Consider the following 18,688-nt stretch of genomic DNA (forward strand, 5'->3'; position numbering starts at 1 on the left):
TCAAGGCTGTAGATATAGCTCGTCATCTTCATCTGTTTCATTTCTCTCATCTCTTTAACAGGAGTAAGATCAATCACATCATATCTCCCGTTTATCTCACTCATCCTATCGTTGCCAGTATAGCTGTATATCACATTCATCCCCACATTCTCAATCACACGTATCCGTTCACACACGCTATTCTGTCCACTCATCATATGCTTTTCATTCATCATATTCTCTACATTTACTTCATTCATTTCACACGTCTGATCCTTTTCAAAATTATTCTTCATCATTCATTAACCTCCACTTTTCTGAATCCAGATCCCACTTCTTCCCCCTGAATTCTCACGGTTGGACATCCCGAGTGTCATTATAGGATATAGAAAAAGTGACGTCTATCGGACCGATGGCGCAGGCGAAAATCCACTCCAAACATAGCAAAAAGAGGCATGAGCCCATGGTCACGCCATGGTCATGCCTCTTCTTGTATCAACTTCCTTCCGCTTGTCCAGCCCATCATTTCCGTAGGCAGGTTGACCCGTACAAAAGTTGCGTTGTATTTATTGACATTTATTCGGCCAGTTCTAAACCCTTGGTTTCCCGGCCCAGGAACAGCACAGCGGCTGCGCCAATGAGGATAGTCACGAAGAAAATCGTGAAGATCAGGCTGATTGCGACTTCACGCTGAACCAGCATACCAACCATTAATGGAGCAAGCACGCCCCCAATCCGACCTACCGATGTGGCAAGACCCACACCTGTGGAACGAACGGAAGTGGGGTACAATTCCGGACTATACGCGTACAATCCGCCCCAAGCTCCCAGATTGAAGAAGGAAAGGCAGATACCTGCGGTCAGAATCGTCGCTTCCGTTGTCGCCAGTCCAAAAGCAATCGCGCTTACTGCGGTCAATGTAAGATAAACGACAAGTACAAATTTGCGACCAAACCGCTCTATGAAGTACGCCGCTGTGAAGTAACCTGGCAGCTGTGCGATCGTCATAATCAGCACGTATTGGAAGCTCTTTACAAGCGTGAAACCTTTAGCCATGACAACCGACGGCAACCACAGGAACATGCCATAATAAGAGAAAATGACGGTAAACCACAAGATCCAGAGCATCAACGTTGTGCGGCGATGAGGTGCCGACCAGACCGTAGCTACCTTCTCACGGAACGTGATTTTATGAAGCTTGGTATTGTTCTTGTAACGAGGCGGGTCCTGAATAGCACGGCGCAGATACAGCGCATAGAACGCCGGAACAGCACCAATCGCAAAAGCAATTCTCCAGCCATATTCCGGGATCACAAAGTTGGCAATGAGTGCCGATACAATCCAGCCGCCTGCCCAGAAGCTCTCCAGCAGTACAACTGCACGTCCGCGTTCTGCCGTAGGCATGGACTCCGATACCAATGTAGATGCTACGGGCAGCTCTCCGCCAAGGCCGATACCGGCAATCAGACGCAGTACACACAATACGGCGAATCCGGTCGCCAGAGCTGACAGACCACTGGCAATCGTAAATACCAGCAGGGTCCACATTAAAATGGCCTTACGCCCGAAACGGTCCGCAAGTGCCCCCGCAAGCAATGCACCTAGCGCCATACCGATGGAGTTGATACTCGTAAGCACCCCGACTTGTCCGGGACTGAGACTCCATTCCTTGGCAAGTGCAGCCACGATGAAGGAAATCATGCCGACTTCCATTGCATCAAACAGCCAGCTCATGCCGGCACTGAAAAGCAGCTTGCGCTGCTTGGGATTCCGCAATACTTCCAGTTTGCTCATCACTTATAGCTCCCTTGATCTCTATATAATCATTCTGACACTAAACCATTATTATGCAGAATGATCCAGAAATCAATGCAAAATACGTATATCCGCTGATCTTCTTCCCATACCTTACCCCTTGAGTGAACCCGCTGTCAGACCTGCAACAAAATAACGTTGAAGCAGAATGAACAGCACGATCATCGGAATGGCTGTTACCAGCACACCCGTGAGCATCATCGGATAGTTGGTCACGTATTCCCCGCGGAACTGCATGAGCGCGAGAGGCAATGTGAGCTTAGACTTACTGCTGAGCATCAGCATCGGAATGAGCAGATCATTCCACACCATTACAAGCAGGAACGTAGCTGTAGCTGCCAAAGAAGGCGCAGCCAGTGGTAACGCAATCCGTGTGTAGAGCCTCCACTCGCTTGCTCCATCCATGCTGCCCGCTTCCAGTATTTCCGCATTCAGCATACGCATGAAGCCCGTCAGCATAAATACGGAGACCGGCATCAGCATCGCAGCTGATACGATAATGAGTCCCGTCAGACTGTCCGACCACCCAAGGGTACGCGTCAGGGAATAGATTGGCAGCATGCTTACCTGGGAAGGAACGATCAGTCCCGCAACGAACAGGGCAAACACAATTTTGCCCACGCTGCCACCCCAGCGAACAATGGCATAAGCAATCATGCTGCTGAGCAACAACTCAATCGCAACCGTACCCAGCGTTACAACCAGACTGTTTCCGAAATACTGCCACATCGGCTGGTTTCGGAACATGCCCGTGAGATTATCCCATGTAAACGGGTCCGGCCAGCTAAATGGGCTGATGAAGAAGTTGCTGCTGGTTTTGAACGATGACACAAATACAAAGTACAGCGGCACGATAATCAGCAGCGCGTATACCAATAAGATCAGTCGATTGAACCATTTTAAAAACATATAAATTCCCTCCCTTCTTCCTTTGGTTGCTTGGATGCTGCTGGGCAGAGTAAAACTTAATAATTCACGCACTCACGAGCATTTCAATCCGTCCAATCGTTAATAGCTTACCCGGTCGGCTCGAAGCGCTTTGAACTGTAATAGTGTCAGCAGCGCCAGCAGAACCAGGAAAATCATCGAACCTGCTGAAGCGAGGCCAAATGAGTAGCTGCCAAAGGCGGTATGATAGATGTATGTCGTCAAAATTTCAGTCGCGTAATTCGGGCCTCCGTCCGTCATCGTGAAAATGAGGTCAAATGCCTTGAACGACTGAATGGTCGTATAGGCCACAACAATCGTTGCCGAAGGTGCCAGCAGCGGCCAGGTCACGGTACGAAATACCTGCCATTTGCTACCGCCATCCATACGTGCTGCTTCATACAGCTCCGCCGGAATGCCTTGCAGACCTGCGATAAATACAATCATCATCTGCCCGGCATGCGCCCAGACCTGTACCGCGGCAATCGAGTAGATGGCGATCTTCGGATCACCAATCCAGTTGCGGGCCATGCTCCCCATACCTGCCTCGTTCAACCCATAGTTAATCAACCCGATCGAAGGATCATACATAAATGCCCAGATCAGCCCCACCGATACGGAGGACAGAATCGCAGGCAGAAAATACAGTGCCCGGAGCGCGATGCGTGTCTTTGTGTTACGTACCAGAAGCAGGGCCAGGACAAGTGAAATAAAGGTTTGCGCTATGACAACCGTTAACATGAACTCCACGTTGTTGCCAAAAGCTTTGCGAAATACGATGCTGCTGAGACTGTCCTTGTAATTATCCAGCCCTACAAATGCATACGACGGGGATACCCCGTCCCAATCCGTAAAGGAGTAGAACAGCCCCGTCAATGTAGGAAATACGAACAGTGCAACGTACAGCAGCAACCCGGGTAACAAAAACAGGGATAGCTGAATACGGTTCTTCATTGCTTATTTCCCGATATGCTGATCAATGATGGCCTGTGCCTGCTGCGCTGCCTCTTCAGGAGAAGTGCCGCTCAGTACAGCCTGAATGGAGTTTGTTACTGCTTTCTGATTATCTCCATTCAGGATGGTGAACCGTGGCTGGAACACGGTCTTTTTGCTCGCCCAATCTCCGGCAACCTGAAGCTCGGGTGTATCGTACTTTACATCGTTCACTGTTACGTTCTGTCCTGTCTGGTTGGCATATTCGCCAGCCACTTCCGGACTGCTCAGGAATTCGATGAACTTCTTCGCTTCTTCCGGGTGTTTGGACTTGCTGTTCACCGCGAGCATAAATGTCGTGGTATGAACGCCTTCAACCTTCGCTTGATCGGCACTTACGGTAATCGGTGCGAGCAGTTTTTGCTCCAGATTCGGATTTTGCACCTTGTTCTGTGCCAACTGATACGAACCGCTTGCCAGCATGGCTGCTTTCTCCTGGATAAAGAGTGCTCCCGCTGCCGGGTCTTTCGTTCCCAGTGCATCCTGCTGGAAGTAACCTTTGTCGTTCAGTTCTTTAATTTGAGTCAATGTTTTCACCCAAAACTCATCCGTCAGTTTTGCTTCGCCAGCTTCCACTTTGGTAAAAATGTCGTCACTCGGCGCATTGTTCATCACCATCGTATTCATGAATTGGCCCGGACCAATGTCCGCTCCAGCAAATGCAATCGGAATAATGCCGTTGTCTTTCAGGGTCTGACAAAGCGCAAGGAAACCTTCCCAATCCGTTGGCGGGGTCAGTCCGTATTTTTCGAACAGCTTCACATTGTAGATTGGATCGTTGTATACGAGTTGATAAGGAATTGCATATTGCTTGCCATCGTGCTGGCCTGCTTCAATCAGCTTTGGATTGTAGGCTGACAGAAACGACGATCCAGTCAGATCCGTAAACAATCCGGCTTTGGTGAAGGCTTCGAACTGTGCACCAGGGAAGGAAGCAAATACATCCCCAACCGAACCATCACTGATTTTGGATTGTACAGTGGATTGATATTGGTCCGAAGGGAGAGTCTGCATTTCCACATGGATGTTCGGATTTTCCTTTTCAAACGCATCAATCGTCTTGTTCAGCGCCTCCACATCCTCTCCACGCCAGTGCATGAAGCTGATTGTTACTTTGCCTGAACCGGAGGAGCCGCTCTCTCCTGATGAAGCAGTATCCCCGCCGCCGCAAGCAGACAACAGGATGGACATCACCAGCATACTGACGAGGGGCAGGATATATTTTTGTTTTTTTCTCATGAAAGAAGACCTCCTGAAGGATGTTTAATGTAAGTTGCACGAATGTTTTTACACTGGGCACTCCGAGTGCAGTACCATCTTCCGATCGCTGTTATCCCCGGATTTTTTGAATTATTCCTTTCAAATGGGAAAATCCGGTGATAAAGGCGAGCGCTTCGCTTCTTCAGATCGGTTCTGCTCTCTCCGTTAAAGTGTAAAAAAAGGGTTAACTCACTTAATTGGTAGTAACTGAATGCTGTTTTTGTCTTGTTTTCCACTTCTCACGAATGATCGGCATAACCGTCCGTCCAAAAATTTCGGCTTCTTCCAGATGCGGATAACCGGACAGAATGAATGTCGTTACGCCCAAGTCCCCGTATTCCATCAAGCGCTCAGCAACCTGTTCGGCTGTACCCACAATAAGGATCGCTCCGCCGGAACGCACAACAGACAAACCTGTCCACAGGTTTGGACCTACGACGAACTGCTGCTTCTCGGACAGTTCCCGCAATTCATTCTGTCTGCGCTGGTTGGTCGCATCCGTTTCCGCAAAGGCTGCTTTGGCTTTCTCGATCGCTTCAGGTGGGACTTTGCTAATAATCTCCCAAGCCGCCGCCCATGCCTCTTCTTCGGTATCCCGGATGAGTACCTGTGCTCGCATGCCGTAACGCAACTGGCGATCTTGACCGGTTTCCTCTTTGATCTGTTCGCGAATGACTTCAATTTCTTCGATCTGCTCCTGAATCCAGTCATGCGGCTCGCCCCACATGAGGAATGTATCTGCATGTTCAACAGCTACCCGTTTCGCAATCGGTGAACTTCCTCCGAGGTAGAATGGCGGATACGGCTTTTGCACCGTTTCAGGCATGCCAACCGGGGCTTTGAAATTGTAATATTTACCGTTAAACTCCTGATTATCATCGGATGCTTCCTGATTCGACTGAGCACCACTTCCAGCAAACTCGGTCAGATTGAGCCCGGTCGATTGCGTCCATGAACGCTTCATCACTTCCATGTACTCGCTCGCGCGTTCATAACGTTCATCATGGGCATGAGCCAGTGGATCTCCCAGTTCCTCCAGATCCCGAACCGAGCTGCCTGTCACTACATTGATCATGGCACGACCACCAGACAGTTGATCCAGTGCCGCTCCCATTCGCGCAGCCAATACAGGGGTGACCAGACCCGGGCGAATAGCCACAAGTGGACGCAATGTTTTCGTGTGACTCATGACAGCCGAACCCACAACCCACGCATCCAGACAAGCTCCTCCTGTCGGAATCAATACAAATTCAAAACCTGCCGTCTCCGCCGTCTGCGCCACTTGAACCAAATAATCCAGGCTCGGTTCCCGTTCCGGGGCAACCCCCACATATTTTCCGTCTCCTGCTGTAGGCAAAAACCAGCCAAATTTCATCTCTTCCTGTTCGCTCACACAAGTCATTCCCTTCTATGAATAAATAAAGTCTCATGTTAAAAATAAGATCAGTGTTGTGCACATTGGCCGTTCCGGTTACGAATCGTTCTTTCGATCACTGTTATAAAGGCAAACATTGCGTTTCTTCAGAATCGATTTCGTACCCTCCACTACGTTCGCACTCGTTATACCTTATTTTTAAAGTGCGCCTAATTTCTAATCATTTTATAAGTAGAATACTTCCAAATGCCGATTAATTAACTTGGTTTAATAGGTATGGACATCATACCAATTGATTTGTCTGTGATCAATGTCATTTCGCGGCAATTTTATTTTGTCATTTTGTGGTGAATTCACAGGAATAGGTCTTCCTCATCTTGAATATTTACAAAACCCACCTGTATAATAGGTTATAAGAGAACCTTTCAGAGATTACAAACTATACTTATATTAAAGAGGTGTTCCTGATGATCGAGAGCATGAAGGAGGACCACCACGAGTTTTTGGATATTATTTTTTTCACTCCGTCCGAATTCGAGAAAGCCGGTGGAGCTTGGCCGATTCGAATCGGCCGTAATATAGCCAAGAGCAACTATCATATTGGCCCGCGAACGACGCCTTTTCATTATTTGATCTTTGTTCTGGAGGGCGAGGGAACATTCATACAGAACGGACATCGTTATTCCCTGCGTGCCCGCGATGCCTTCTGCCTGTATCCACAGGTTACCCATGAGTACTGGTCTGACCCGAAGGAGTCTTTGCACAAAATTTTCATTGCCTTTGACGGAAAACATGCAGCCGAACTTCTGGCACGAATCGGGCTCACCCCGGACGCGCCGCATCGTTCAGGTGTACTCACCCCGGAGACGGCAAGTGGCATGCGCGCCTTTATGGAAGAGGTTCGCAAACCTCAGGGAGGCGCAAGCGACCTGGGACGACTTACCCGTTTTCTCGGATTGTTTGATCGAATTGCCAAATCGCCCGCTACCCGAGCACTTCAACCAGACGCTGCCACACCATGGCTGCAAAAGGGCAAAGAGTACATGGATATTCACTTTGCCGGCGGCATTACGGTGGAAGGTGTATCTTCACACGCAGGCGTGGATCGGACCCATTTTGCCAAACAATTCCGCAAAGCCTACGGCTTGTCCCCTGTCCAGTATATTCAACGTCTCAAAATGAATCAGGCCAAACGGCTGCTTGTGCAGACCCCTTTAACGTTAACTGAAGTAGCGCACTCGGTAGGTTACCCCGACCTGTTTTCCTTCTCCAAAGCATTCAAAAAGCAGGTCGGTCTGCCTCCCAACCGATATCGAACAGCCGAGAACAACAAAAGCTGATTTGTCGCCAATCGCCCGCTACTGAAAGCTACCTAAAACTACCCAAAGCAAAAAGGCAAGCCTCCTTGACGGAGACCTGCCTTTTCCCGTTTACAATTCACAACGATCTTTCTGTTAACCACATGCCTATGCATATGCTCCTGCTACTTCTTCTCCTCGCTCTTTCGAGCCAGCGGAACGCCGTTTTCCTTCGCATACCATGCTTCATAATGATGCACAGCCACACCTGCAAAAGAGGAATGAGAAGCGCCAAGATCAAAAACTTTCTTCATTTCTTCGTCCATATTGGTAATGGATTTGCTGAAAAAGGTTAGATGATCGCCTTCATGGGTGTCTGCGAGCTCGGCTCCAACCCATACTTTCTTGCCAAGCTCATCCGCTTCGTCCAGCTCTTCCTTGGACAGATCATACATTTGTTGACCACTATCCCGATAAGCCATAATAGCTACTGCATCAAAATGGTCAATCACCCAGCGGCTGAATGTACCCCCGCCTTCTGCCGACTCACGAGCATCCAGCCAGAAAGGGATCGCGGCGCTCATGTACAGTCCGGCATCAGATCCGGCTTGGGTCCAGGCCTTCATGTTGTCGCTCCACTCCGCAATCACGCTGTTCTGCTCGTTCTCCCAGCGTTTTAGCTGATAAGGCTCCACATCCAGCTGAATGCCCTCAAAGCGTTCATTTTTGGCCGAAGCCGCATTATAGGCTCGTACTTTTTCAATAAACGCAAGTCCCTCTTCCCGCTTCTCCGTATAAGCCCAGTCTGCATGACCGTTCAGAGCATGCACTTCGATCTCAGCCTGCCGGGCAGCCGCAATGAATTTGCGGTACGTCTCATCCGAAACCTCATCCTGGATTTGCAGGAAAATGGTATCTACGCCCTGTGCTTTGGAGAAGGAGATAATCTCGGGCGTCTGCTCTGCAATAATGGAAGCGTCCCACAGCCAGGTCGCTTTGTGTTCCTCATGTGAGAACCATTTGAGTAGCCAGGGCAGAAGCAGCAGGCAGAACAGCAGGGCCAGAATGGCCCATTTTGCCTTCACCGACAGTTTGCCCCACTTGTTCATTATATTCCTCAGACGAGCAACGCTTCACTTGGCTCAAGCACAGGGTGCTGTACCGAATGACCAATCTTGTAAATGTGCGGATGTGTGTACGTTTTGAACGCATTACGTGTATCCAGAATCGGTACACCCATCTCGGCAATATCGAAGTAAGGCAAATCGCTGTGGTTGGTGATCAGCACGATGCAATCGTATTTCTTGAACTGCTCCAGATTGAACACTTCGCTATATACCGTCTCGCCATGCTTGTCCAGGAACGATTCAGCATGTGGATCATAATAGCTGACATTGGCTCCACCTTCCTTGAACAGTTCATAGACTTCCAGTCCAGGAGATTCACGCAAATCGGCAATATTCGGCTTGTACGACATACCGAGCAACAGAATGTTGGATTTACGTACGGATTTCGCGTACTCATTCAGGATCGTAGATGTTTTGTTCAGTACATAATATGGCATGTTGTCATTAGTGGATTGTGCCAGCTCGATGAATTTGCTGTAGAAACGGAATCCTTTGGCCTTCCAGGACAAGTACATCGGATCAAGCGGAATGCAGTGACCGCCGATGCCAGGGCCCGGATAGAATGGCATGAAGCCAAACGGCTTCGTCGCAGCTGCGTCGATAACTTCCCAGATATCAATGCCCATACGATCACACATCATCGCCATTTCATTAACAAAGGCAATGTTTACGCTGCGGAACGTATTTTCCAGCAGTTTGGACATTTCAGCCACTTTTGGCGAAGAAACGGGTACAACCGTTTCAACGTATTTGCTGTACAATGCTGTTCCCAGCTTGAGGCAAGCTTCCGTTGTTCCACCGATTACTTTCGGTGTATTAAAGGTAGTGAATCGTCCGTTGGACGGGTCCACACGTTCAGGCGAGAAGCAAAGGAAGTAATCTTTTCCTGCTTCTTGTCCGATCTTGTCCAGCTCATCCTGAATCAGTTCTTCGGTTGTACCTGGATAAGTGGTGCTCTCCAGCGTAATCAGCATACCTGGTTTCATGTGCAGTTTGATCTGATCCACAACCGTCTCGATATAAGACGTATCCGGGTCCTGATTTTCACTAAGCGGTGTAGGTACGCAGATGCTCAGTGCGTCGATCACGCGCAGCATGCTGTAGTCCGTTGTTGGCTGAAAGCGGCCGCTTTGCATTACTTTTTTCAATTCCTCGGACGAAATGTCATGAATATAGGAATCTCCTTGATAGATGCTCTCCACTTTGGATGCATCCAGATCAATTCCGATTACCGTGAAACCCTGATTGACCATTTCCACCGCAAGTGGTAACCCTACGTAACCGAGCCCGACCACGCCGAGCACCGCTTCTTTATTTTCAATCGCATTCAGTAATGTGTGGAATTGTTGATTCTCCATGATATTCCCTCCAAAGTGTATTTGTTTGGTTGATTGACGAATCCATTTGATAGATGTTTGTCTGTAAATGTTCTTATTTGTTTTAATCGAGATTAATAGGCTACTGTCTCTCCTGGTTGTGCTGGTGATTGCGTCTAATGCAGGCAACGCCTGATTCGGGCATCCAGCTCCACAGGTGAGAACGGTTTGGTCATATAATCATCGACCCCGCTGCGGAAGCATTGGCTGATCGTCTGTTCTACACGCTGCTCCGTCAAAACGACGATTTTGGGCGGCTGCTCCACATCAAGGTTCTGGATATGTTGAATGAACGGCAGGCCATCAATGCCATACAGATTCAATTCGGTCAGCACCAGATCGGGCGTGATTTTCTCAATCAGCTCCAATGCAGCCAGCCCATCCACCGCTTCATAGGTTTCGTACCCTTGCATCTTCAGCCGCAATTGCAGAAACTCGCGTACCGTCGGATCGTTGTCCACAATCAAAATTCGTTCCGGCTCGTCTGCCGTCTTGTCCAGCGTGTAGATATGAATCTCCGACGGGTCTACCAGCTTCGCGGACTCAGCCATATGTTGAATGGTTGCCTTGGAAGGACGCTCACCTGCCGGGAAACTTGCCAGCGTGATTTGCGGATCGGCACCAGGTACCGTCTCCTGCAGTTCATGCTTGATGCGAAGCCCCTCATAATGAACCTCATCCAGTGTCAACCCCGGCAGCAGGACCGCAATCGCCTGTGTGGCTCCATCCACCCACACCTGAAACGCAGACTCACCGTTCTGCTCCAGATGTGTCCTGACCTGCTGCTCCGGCTGAGACTGCCCTGCACAATGGATGAACATTAAGCCGCATGTTTCGGCACCCGTTTCTTTCAATCCCTGTTCTACACTGCGGTACACATTAACGGCAGCCTCACGCTGCAATGTCGCCGTATTTGGCATGTTCTTTTCCACCCTTCTCCCTCGGTTATCTATACAAGTTCAACTAATGGGTATTTACACTGACACTTCGATAACAGAACAACCTTCCGATCGCTGTTATCCCCAGATTTTTTGATTGCTTTCTGACAAGGGGAAATCCGGGGATAAAGGCGAACGCTTCGCTTCTTCAGGTTATTTCTGTCCTCTCCGTTCCCGTGTAAATGTTTAGTTGAACATCTATATGATTTCTGCTGTATTACTTTGATTACGCTGTGCTTAAGCCGCCTCGCTTGTTTTCTCTTCCTCGGACCAGCTCTGGCGTGTCATGGTACCCCATGAATTGTTTTTTTGCATGAACTGAATATGCCCCTGCAATCTCCACAGCACGCCGAGCTGATGATAGCCGACGAATTTCAGAGCGGAGTAGAACAGCATTTTGACCAGATCGGACAGCTTGTTATACCGCTTGAATGCAATTTCCTCGAGCACAAGAGCTCCCACACTGAGCAGATAACCACTCACAATGTTGAGCGATCCAAAGAGCACAAGTATCGGCCACTGGGTCATATCCATTAGTACATATCCCGTGAGAGCGAGAAGTCCGGTAATACGGAAATACGGATTCAGCGCTTCAAAAAGGATGTTGTACGGCATGGTCAGCATGCCCATGACTTTATATTTCGGGTTGAACAACATGCCGCGGTTCTCAAGCATGTTCTTCAGATTTCCGCGTCCCCAGCGCTTGCGCTGACTGGACAAGATCCGGTAGGAATCCGGCGCCTGTGTCCAGCACACGGCCTCAGGGCAGAAGGCTACGCGGTATTTCAATTTGTTCTCCAGCATATAACGGTGAAGCTTGATGATAATGTTCATGTCTTCACCCGGATAACCGTCCCGATATCCCCCAACGGCGATAACCGCATCCTTGCGGAACATACCGAAGGCACCCGAGACAATAATCAGACCATTCATGTGACTCCAACCGATCCGTCCGCCGAGAAATGCTTTGAGATACTCGATGGACTGGAACATCGGCCAAATCTTGCGAGGCAGTGAAACGTCCTGCACTGCCCCGTTTTCGATTTTGCAGCCGTTAGCGATCCGTACATCCCCGCCAATAGCAACCGTCTCTTCCGGATTCTCCATATACATGCGAGCCATGCGAATCAGGGCATCCTTCTCCAGCAAAGAGTCGGCATCAATGGAAGAGATCAGCGGGTAATGGGACAGGTTAATTCCAGCATTGAGGGAATCGGCCTTCCCGCCGTTTTCCTTATCAATGACATACAGGTCCGGGAATTCCGGATTGTGGTAGATCCCGCGAATTTTCTGACAGGAAATCTTGCCCCGGATCTTCGTGTTCGGTACTGGTTTAAGTCGATATTCTTCCAGCAGCACCTTTAAGGTGGTATCGCTGGAGCCATCATTCACCACGATGACTTCATATGTTGGATAATTCAGCGTCATCAGGCAGTTCACATTTTCAATAATCGTCAGTTCCTCGTTGTATGCAGGCACCAGCAAGGAAACCGATGGTACGAGCTCCGATCCTGATAATGTATTGTATTTGGAATATTGCGACCGCCTGAAGATCGTCCAAATGTTACGGAATGATAAGGCCAGAATGGAAAAATAGAGCGTATTTACGGCAACGACATAGTAGATCGCGACCATGCCATAGATTAATAGTAGATCTCTAAGCAGTGTAATCCCCTCCTACCGCAGCCACACCTGTACGTTTCTTGCTTGTCGTCCGGTTCCCGCGTACGGGACCGAAGTACCGATCATACAGCAGCCTTTTTTTGTTATGTGCAATCATCTGGTCAACGGCTTTGTGGTCTGTTCCTGAGTGCTGCATCGTGCTCTCAATCTGTTGCATGGCAATCTCTCTTTCAGCACCTGTACCCTGCACGGCGGCCTGACACAAGGCTTCAAATCCCGGTTCGCCCAACTTGCTCAGGCTCTCCGCACTGTTATAGCGTACACCCCAGTCTTCGTCACGCAGCGCTTTGCGCAGCAGTGGAATGCTGCCTGCCGCATGTTTCGAACCGAGCGCCAGAACCACTTCGGCACGCACCTCCGGGTCCGAATCCTGCATAAGCTTCAGAATGGTCTCGTCCTGAAGTGCCGGACTTGCGCTGAGATACAGCTTCACCGCTTCTGCCCGTACATCCTGGTGTTCTGCACCTACGAGTCTGTCGAGTGCAGGCATCACTTCCGGTACAGCCTGTCCCCACATCGCTACGAGTCCCACTTTGACAAAATCAGGATTGCGGTCTTCCAGCAATTCAATGAGAATTCGGCTTGTGTCCAGACTGGTTTCGAGCAAAATATCTGCTGCCAGATGATGAATCGATTTTCCTTTGGTTAACAGCAGCGCGAGCATGTCTTTCAGTTCACCCTGGCGAGTGGTACATCTTGCGATCGAACGACCAATCATAATCGCCATCGGACCCGGCTTCTCATCCTTAAGCAATTCCATCAAACCTGGAACAGCCTCTGGACAACGCATGCCGCCCAATCGATAAGCCGCATCAATTTGGCGTCCGTAACGAATACGGCTCAGTTCCTTCAGGTCCTGCTCTACAAATCCGGCTTCACGGCAGAGTACAATCAATTTGTTGCGATACTCTCCCTTGAACTGATCAATCCACTCAATAAGCTTGCTCTGGATGACCCGGCGCTCAAGCCGAGCCAGCTTCCCAGGTGGCAATCGCAGGGGACTGTCCTCTGTCAGCGCCGTCTGGAGATACGTAAAGTAATCACGCTGTTTTAATTTATAAAATTCAATCTTGCGCCGTTTGCCGTTGTGGGACATTTTCATGGCAAACAGCAGGATCACACCCACAACGACGAGCGCTGTACAGATGTATAGAAATAGATAAGCCAAAGCCAAATTCGGAAACATGTGAAAAGGTCCTCCTTTATACTCATTTATTCGGTCTGAAAACTTGGAATTTGTTCATACCGTTTCTTCATTTCCTCGTAGCTCAGTTTTAGTCGCTCACTGTACTGTACTTGCTCCCATGGCTGCCAGCTGTATATAGGCAATGTCTTCACATCCAGTGTCTTCTGTTCACCACCGGGCCAAGAGATATCTCCAGTAGAACGATCCATTAGCCACGGAACCAGAGTGACGCCCTTGACCGCGACCGTTTCGAATTCCCGTCCACCCTTCAGCGCACCATACTTGATGGCTTGCAGTGAACTTGGGTCACCGAATCCAAGCAGCATCCAGGGAATACGCATCTCAACCTGATTACCGTTATATTGCCAGGCGGTTAACGAATCGGTATCGGACTGATCTGGAGCAGTCGTTCCCCGCTTCAATGTACCGACCTTTTCATTCATGAACGGTTGGGCAGACCGGGTATCCGGTGGGGTCATCCTCAGGCTGACCGCCAGATTCCATGGATGGAATGGATCTGCTGCATTCTTTTGCTCTTCCGGCAGCATCCCGTAACCGTCCTTGCCATAGAGCCGCTGGTTAAAGTCATAGTCTTTGGCGATCTCCACTTGCGATTCAGCATCCTGTCCTAGTGTGATCACCGTTTCGAGACCATCACTGAGTGTTCGATCCGGAAGCCTCGTGCCTGGCTGATTGCCACCATCCAGCGTATTCGTTCCAATGCGCAGCAAGGTCTGATCCGGGTCAAAAGGCTGATCCAGCGTCATGCCGATGTACAGGTAGGCTTCATCATGGGTCATCTTCATTTCCTTGATGCCATCGACCTTGCCTGGCCAGACGGTGACCTCTTCCTTCTTCAGCGCATTCCAGTCATCCAGTTTACCGTCTATGGTTAGCTGTTCCTGTTTACCAGGGTCCATGGCGAGCAGACCAAACATTTTCTCATTCGTCAGCACGTTCAACCAGTAGGCACGCCGATCAGCTGGAATTTCCAGCGGCATTGTGTTCCAGGTTTTCTTGAACCACTCATCCTGCCACATGAACAAAATCGCTCCCGCATACCCTTCGTCATAAATATCCTGAGTCAGCGATGCGTCGATTTCTCCTTGCTCCACCTCGTTATGTCCGCCCTGATCCCGGCCTCCCATACCCAGATGGGAAATTCCCAGCGAAGACGGTACACCGTACTCTGTAATCATTACAGGCATATCGGAAAACTCGGCTTTGAGCTTGCGTAGATAACTTTTGTACGTGTTGTACTCGCCGTTCTCGTCCTTGATGGTCTGAAGTGTCTGGTCCGTATGGAACAAATCCGGGTAATAAGGGTACACATGGTATGCTGCAAAATATCCGCCCTGCCACTCTTCCGGTTGAATATGGCGTGCATCTACACTGACCAGATCCTCCTCGAATAGCGGCTCGCCCGGATGATCCAACACGTCAGTAGTTACCCAGTTGGTGAAGGTCATCGGATGCTCCCATCCGTATTTCTTCTCCAATACGGCGGTATAGTCCAGTAGCTCGGCCAGCCAATTTTCAAACGGTGATGCATCCTGCGTCCCGGAAAAATGAACGCCCTTATACTGCGGCACATCGGGATGGCTCTCATTCGTGTTGTTCACCATCGAAGGGTCCCACTCGGTACCCACATGCCAAGCCATCAGGTATTTCCCGGCATTCGTCTTGTATTTACCGCTTGACTCGCCCGGTTTATCGGGAATGTCCGCATCACCATATACAGCGGATACCGCCTTTTCAATCTCCTGCTTGAACGTCTGCTCAATATGGTCAGCATAGGCATCCTGCTTCTCGATCAGTTCTTCTTCCGGCGACCATATGCCCTGTATAAAATATAACGGTTGCTCCCTGCCGCGATTATAATCAACCAATGCTGTGTAAAAAATCGGCTCATGCACCGTATACACCCGGATCACATTGGCTCCAAGATCCTCAATCTGCTGGAACCACCTCAAGTAATCCTCTTTGGTCAACGGAAATTCGCCCGGGTAATGTCCCGGTGATGTTGCGCCCAGGTTTACCCCTTTGACGAACATCTCCCGCCATGTGCCATCGGGTCCATATTCCATGAACCGGTCTCCATCGGTCCTGAATTTCATCTCCGTACCGTTCTCCGCTGTGTACGTAACGAGCTGGGGTTGCATGTAGTGCCAACCGGCAAATATTCCGCCCGTCACTACGGCCGCTCCGGTCAACATCGTCAACAACCAGCGCTTTCGTCTTCGTCTGCTCATGGTTCTTAATTGCTCACCTCTCTAGTATGCATCCTGCTTCAGTTCAGATCTTGAATGACATGAAGGTATGCGGGGAATCCCGCTTCGGATGTCCGCTTTGGGTAGAGATGTCAGCGGTGTGTTCTCACTATAGCTCTAAGTCTCTGCATTTGTAACTAGGCTGATGGAAGCAAACGTAAACTGCAACATTCTGCCCATAATTCGTAAAAACCGCCATCAACTAGCATCCAGGTGACCTTCTGGCCCTCATCCTCCATGAACACGAATATAGGCTACTTTAACCGTCCGTTTGAGGTTCTTCCAGCCTTGCACATCTCTACCCGTTATTGTTATATGCAACGCGGATTGTGAGATCTGTTTCCGCTTGAACGCTTACCCCATTAAACGCTATTGATACTTTAAAGTTGCGGACGTTTTTACAGTATTACCCATAAAGATTACAAAATTGATACTATAGTCCGATAACGTATCCTTGAAAACCCGCGCCCTATCAAGGTTTTCTGAAAAGTGCAGAAAATGAAAAAAGGACATCAGTCCCCCCTTATAGGACTGTGCCCATTTATATTACTTTTACATAAAGCTGAATGAACACCCGGTCCTCACCCGGAAGTCACGGATCTCTTACACGAAATGTAAAAAAATACATCTAATTTCCTAAATTTTGACTCTATTAGGTCCGTTCAATAATTGTGTCCAATTTGCAAAATAATTCCGGTTGCCGCATCTGACATTGTCAGATATGCTTATAAAACAGGAACACTTGTTCCATACTGTAAGTAAACTGTAAAATAACGTTGGCTGAATGAGTTCCATCGTTGTACAGAAGTAGCCGATTTATGAATAAAAGGAGAGAAGTACTATGCCCCGCAAAGACGGACGTGTCATTATGCTGGCCGATTGCCAGTCGTTTTATGCCAGTGTAGAGAAATCTGCACATCCCGAATACAGAGACCGTCCGCTTGTTGTTGCGGGAGATCCCGCACGCCGTTCGGGTATTATTCTGGCAGCCTGCCCACTCGCCAAGTCCTATGGAATTACTACAGCAGAACGGCTGGGTGAGGCTCTCGCCAAATGCCCCGATGTTGTCGTCATTCGTCCCCGGATGGCTGAATATATTCGTGTTTCCCTACACATTACCCGTATCCTTCAGTCCTATACCGATCTGGTTGAACCGTATAGTATTGATGAGCAGTTTCTCGATGTCACCGGAAGTTTGGACCTGTTCGGCAGCCCTGAAACCATTGCCCGCAGCATTCAGGACAGGGTGATGGAAGAGACTGGTGTCTATATCCGCGTTGGCATCAGCGACACCAAGGTTGTTAGCAAGATGGCCTGTGACCTGTATGCCAAAAAAGTCCCGGGAGGTATCTATACACTGCCCCGCAAGGACATGCAGAAAACGCTGTGGAATAAACCTGTTCGAGACATGTTTATGGTCGGTTCCCGGATGGGACAGCATCTCTACAAGATGGGGATTCATACGATCGGTGATCTGGCACAGACTCCGTTGTCCCGGCTGAGAGAGCGTTGGGGGGTAAACGGTGAGGTATTGTGGCGTATTGCCCGCGGGATCGATGATTCTCCGGTAAAACCCGGGACATATGCTCACCAGCAGCAGGGCATTGGACATCAGATGACATTGCCTCGGGACTATGAATCGTGGGCGGACATCAAGGTGGTGCTGCTCGAATTGGCAGAGCTGGTCAGCAGGCGTTCCCGGGACAAATCGCTCATGGGTAATGTCGTCTCTGTTGGATGTCGGGGGCAGGATTATGATCGTCCAACCGGCTTCTCCCGCCAGATGAAGGTGAATGAACCTACCAACATCACCGATGAAGTATACGATGCGGCAGCTGCTCTGTTTCTGCGCCATTGGGACGGATTACCCATTCGCCGCATCAGCGTGTCATTGACCGGACTCGTGCCCGATTCCGAAGTACAGCTATCCTGGTTCGATGACCGTGAACGTAAAAGAGAACTGGAACGCGCCACGGATGACATCAAGCGCAAGTTCGGAGATACCGCGATTATGCGGGCCTCCTCGCTCTGCTCGTCCGCACAGGCACAGGACCGTTCTCATAAAATTGGAGGTCACTATAAATGAGTAAAAAATTGCAGCAAAACGGAATCTTTGAGTCCTCGCGCATGATGCTTCCCGAACACCGGGAGGCCTATATCATTCATCAGGAGCAGCTCGCTCCCCGTACCCGTCCATCCCTGGATGCCCAGGCAGCGGAAGAAATGTCCCGTTTGCTTAGTAACTCGATGGTGCTCGGGGATGCTGTCACCATCACCCTGTTCCATGAACATGATGATATCCGCTTTACCGGACAGGTGCTCCGATTGGACTCCCCTGCCCGTACCCTTAAGCTGCTGATGGAGAGCGGGACCCGGGACATTCAGATGAATCTCATTACAGATGTGGTACTCGCGAATGAATGAGGCGGGCTGGCATTGCGGGTACACCGGAATAGATGCA

At 49.6% G+C, this 18,688-nt stretch carries 14 protein-coding genes; 3 read left to right on the forward strand and 11 right to left on the reverse strand.

The genetic code is table 11. The features are described from left to right. Positions 1-555 precede the first annotated feature (555 nt). The 5 genes from P364_RS0115865 to P364_RS0115885 form a co-directional block, all read right to left on the reverse strand. Complete coding sequence (locus tag P364_RS0115865) at positions 556-1,773, reverse strand: MFS transporter (RefSeq protein WP_024631083.1); 1,218 nt, start codon at positions 1,771-1,773, stop codon at positions 556-558. A 114-nt stretch (positions 1,774-1,887) separates the two neighbouring features. Beyond that, positions 1,888-2,703, reverse strand: coding sequence for a carbohydrate ABC transporter permease (locus tag P364_RS0115870; protein WP_024631084.1), 816 nt, complete (start codon positions 2,701-2,703; stop codon positions 1,888-1,890). Positions 2,704-2,802: 99 nt separating this feature from the next. Then, a complete protein-coding gene (locus P364_RS0115875) occupies positions 2,803-3,675 on the reverse strand; it encodes a carbohydrate ABC transporter permease (protein ID WP_024631085.1) in 873 nt (290 codons plus the stop codon). Between the two features lie 3 nt (positions 3,676-3,678). Beyond that, a complete protein-coding gene (locus P364_RS0115880) occupies positions 3,679-4,953 on the reverse strand; it encodes an ABC transporter substrate-binding protein (RefSeq protein ID WP_024631086.1) in 1,275 nt (424 codons plus the stop codon). Positions 4,954-5,167: 214 nt separating this feature from the next. Next, on the reverse strand, positions 5,168-6,349 hold the full coding sequence (locus tag P364_RS0115885) for an LLM class flavin-dependent oxidoreductase (protein WP_236642448.1): 1,182 nt from the start codon (positions 6,347-6,349) through the stop codon (positions 5,168-5,170). A gap of 467 nt (positions 6,350-6,816) precedes the next feature. On the opposite strand from P364_RS0115885, the gene P364_RS0115890 reads away from it, so the two are divergent. Continuing rightward, positions 6,817-7,689 carry a helix-turn-helix transcriptional regulator gene (locus P364_RS0115890; protein ID WP_024631088.1) on the forward strand — a complete coding sequence of 291 codons (873 nt, stop codon included), beginning with the start codon at positions 6,817-6,819 and terminating at the stop codon, positions 7,687-7,689. 143 nt (positions 7,690-7,832) lie between these two features. Here P364_RS0115890 and P364_RS0115895 read toward each other — a convergent pair whose 3' ends face one another. The 6 genes from P364_RS0115895 to P364_RS0115920 form a co-directional block, all read right to left on the reverse strand. Next, positions 7,833-8,756: a hypothetical protein gene (locus tag P364_RS0115895; protein ID WP_024631089.1), complete on the reverse strand. Its 924-nt coding sequence runs from the start codon at positions 8,754-8,756 to the stop codon at positions 7,833-7,835. Positions 8,757-8,764: 8 nt separating this feature from the next. Further along, positions 8,765-10,132, reverse strand: a complete 1,368-nt coding sequence (locus P364_RS0115900) for a nucleotide sugar dehydrogenase (protein WP_024631090.1) — start codon at positions 10,130-10,132, stop codon at positions 8,765-8,767. A 134-nt stretch (positions 10,133-10,266) separates the two neighbouring features. Next, positions 10,267-11,070, reverse strand: a complete 804-nt coding sequence (locus tag P364_RS0115905; protein WP_024631091.1) for a response regulator transcription factor — start codon at positions 11,068-11,070, stop codon at positions 10,267-10,269. 255 nt (positions 11,071-11,325) lie between these two features. Further along, the gene (locus P364_RS0115910) at positions 11,326-12,723 is read right to left on the reverse strand and encodes a glycosyltransferase family 2 protein (RefSeq protein ID WP_029881031.1); all 1,398 of its coding nucleotides are present in this window, start codon (positions 12,721-12,723) and stop codon (positions 11,326-11,328) included. Between the two features lie 22 nt (positions 12,724-12,745). Continuing rightward, on the reverse strand, positions 12,746-13,957 hold the full coding sequence (locus P364_RS0115915; RefSeq protein ID WP_024631093.1) for a HEAT repeat domain-containing protein: 1,212 nt from the start codon (positions 13,955-13,957) through the stop codon (positions 12,746-12,748). A 26-nt stretch (positions 13,958-13,983) separates the two neighbouring features. After that, positions 13,984-16,209 (reverse strand): hypothetical protein, encoded by a 2,226-nt coding sequence (locus tag P364_RS0115920; RefSeq protein WP_024631094.1) that lies wholly within the window; start codon positions 16,207-16,209, stop codon positions 13,984-13,986. Between the two features lie 859 nt (positions 16,210-17,068). Between P364_RS0115920 and P364_RS0115930 the strand changes: the two genes are divergently transcribed. Together P364_RS0115930 and P364_RS0115935 are read left to right on the forward strand one after the other, a co-directional pair. Then, positions 17,069-18,313, forward strand: a complete 1,245-nt coding sequence (locus P364_RS0115930; RefSeq protein WP_024631095.1) for a DNA polymerase IV — start codon at positions 17,069-17,071, stop codon at positions 18,311-18,313. Next, positions 18,310-18,651, forward strand: a complete 342-nt coding sequence (locus tag P364_RS0115935; RefSeq protein WP_024631096.1) for a YolD-like family protein — start codon at positions 18,310-18,312, stop codon at positions 18,649-18,651. Before P364_RS0115930 ends, P364_RS0115935 begins: the two co-directional genes overlap by 4 nt. The last annotated feature ends 37 nt before the right edge of the window (positions 18,652-18,688 follow it).

Origin of the sequence: Paenibacillus sp. MAEPY2, from assembly GCF_000499205.1 — a bacterium.
Lineage (GTDB): Bacteria > Bacillota > Bacilli > Paenibacillales > Paenibacillaceae > Paenibacillus > Paenibacillus vandeheii.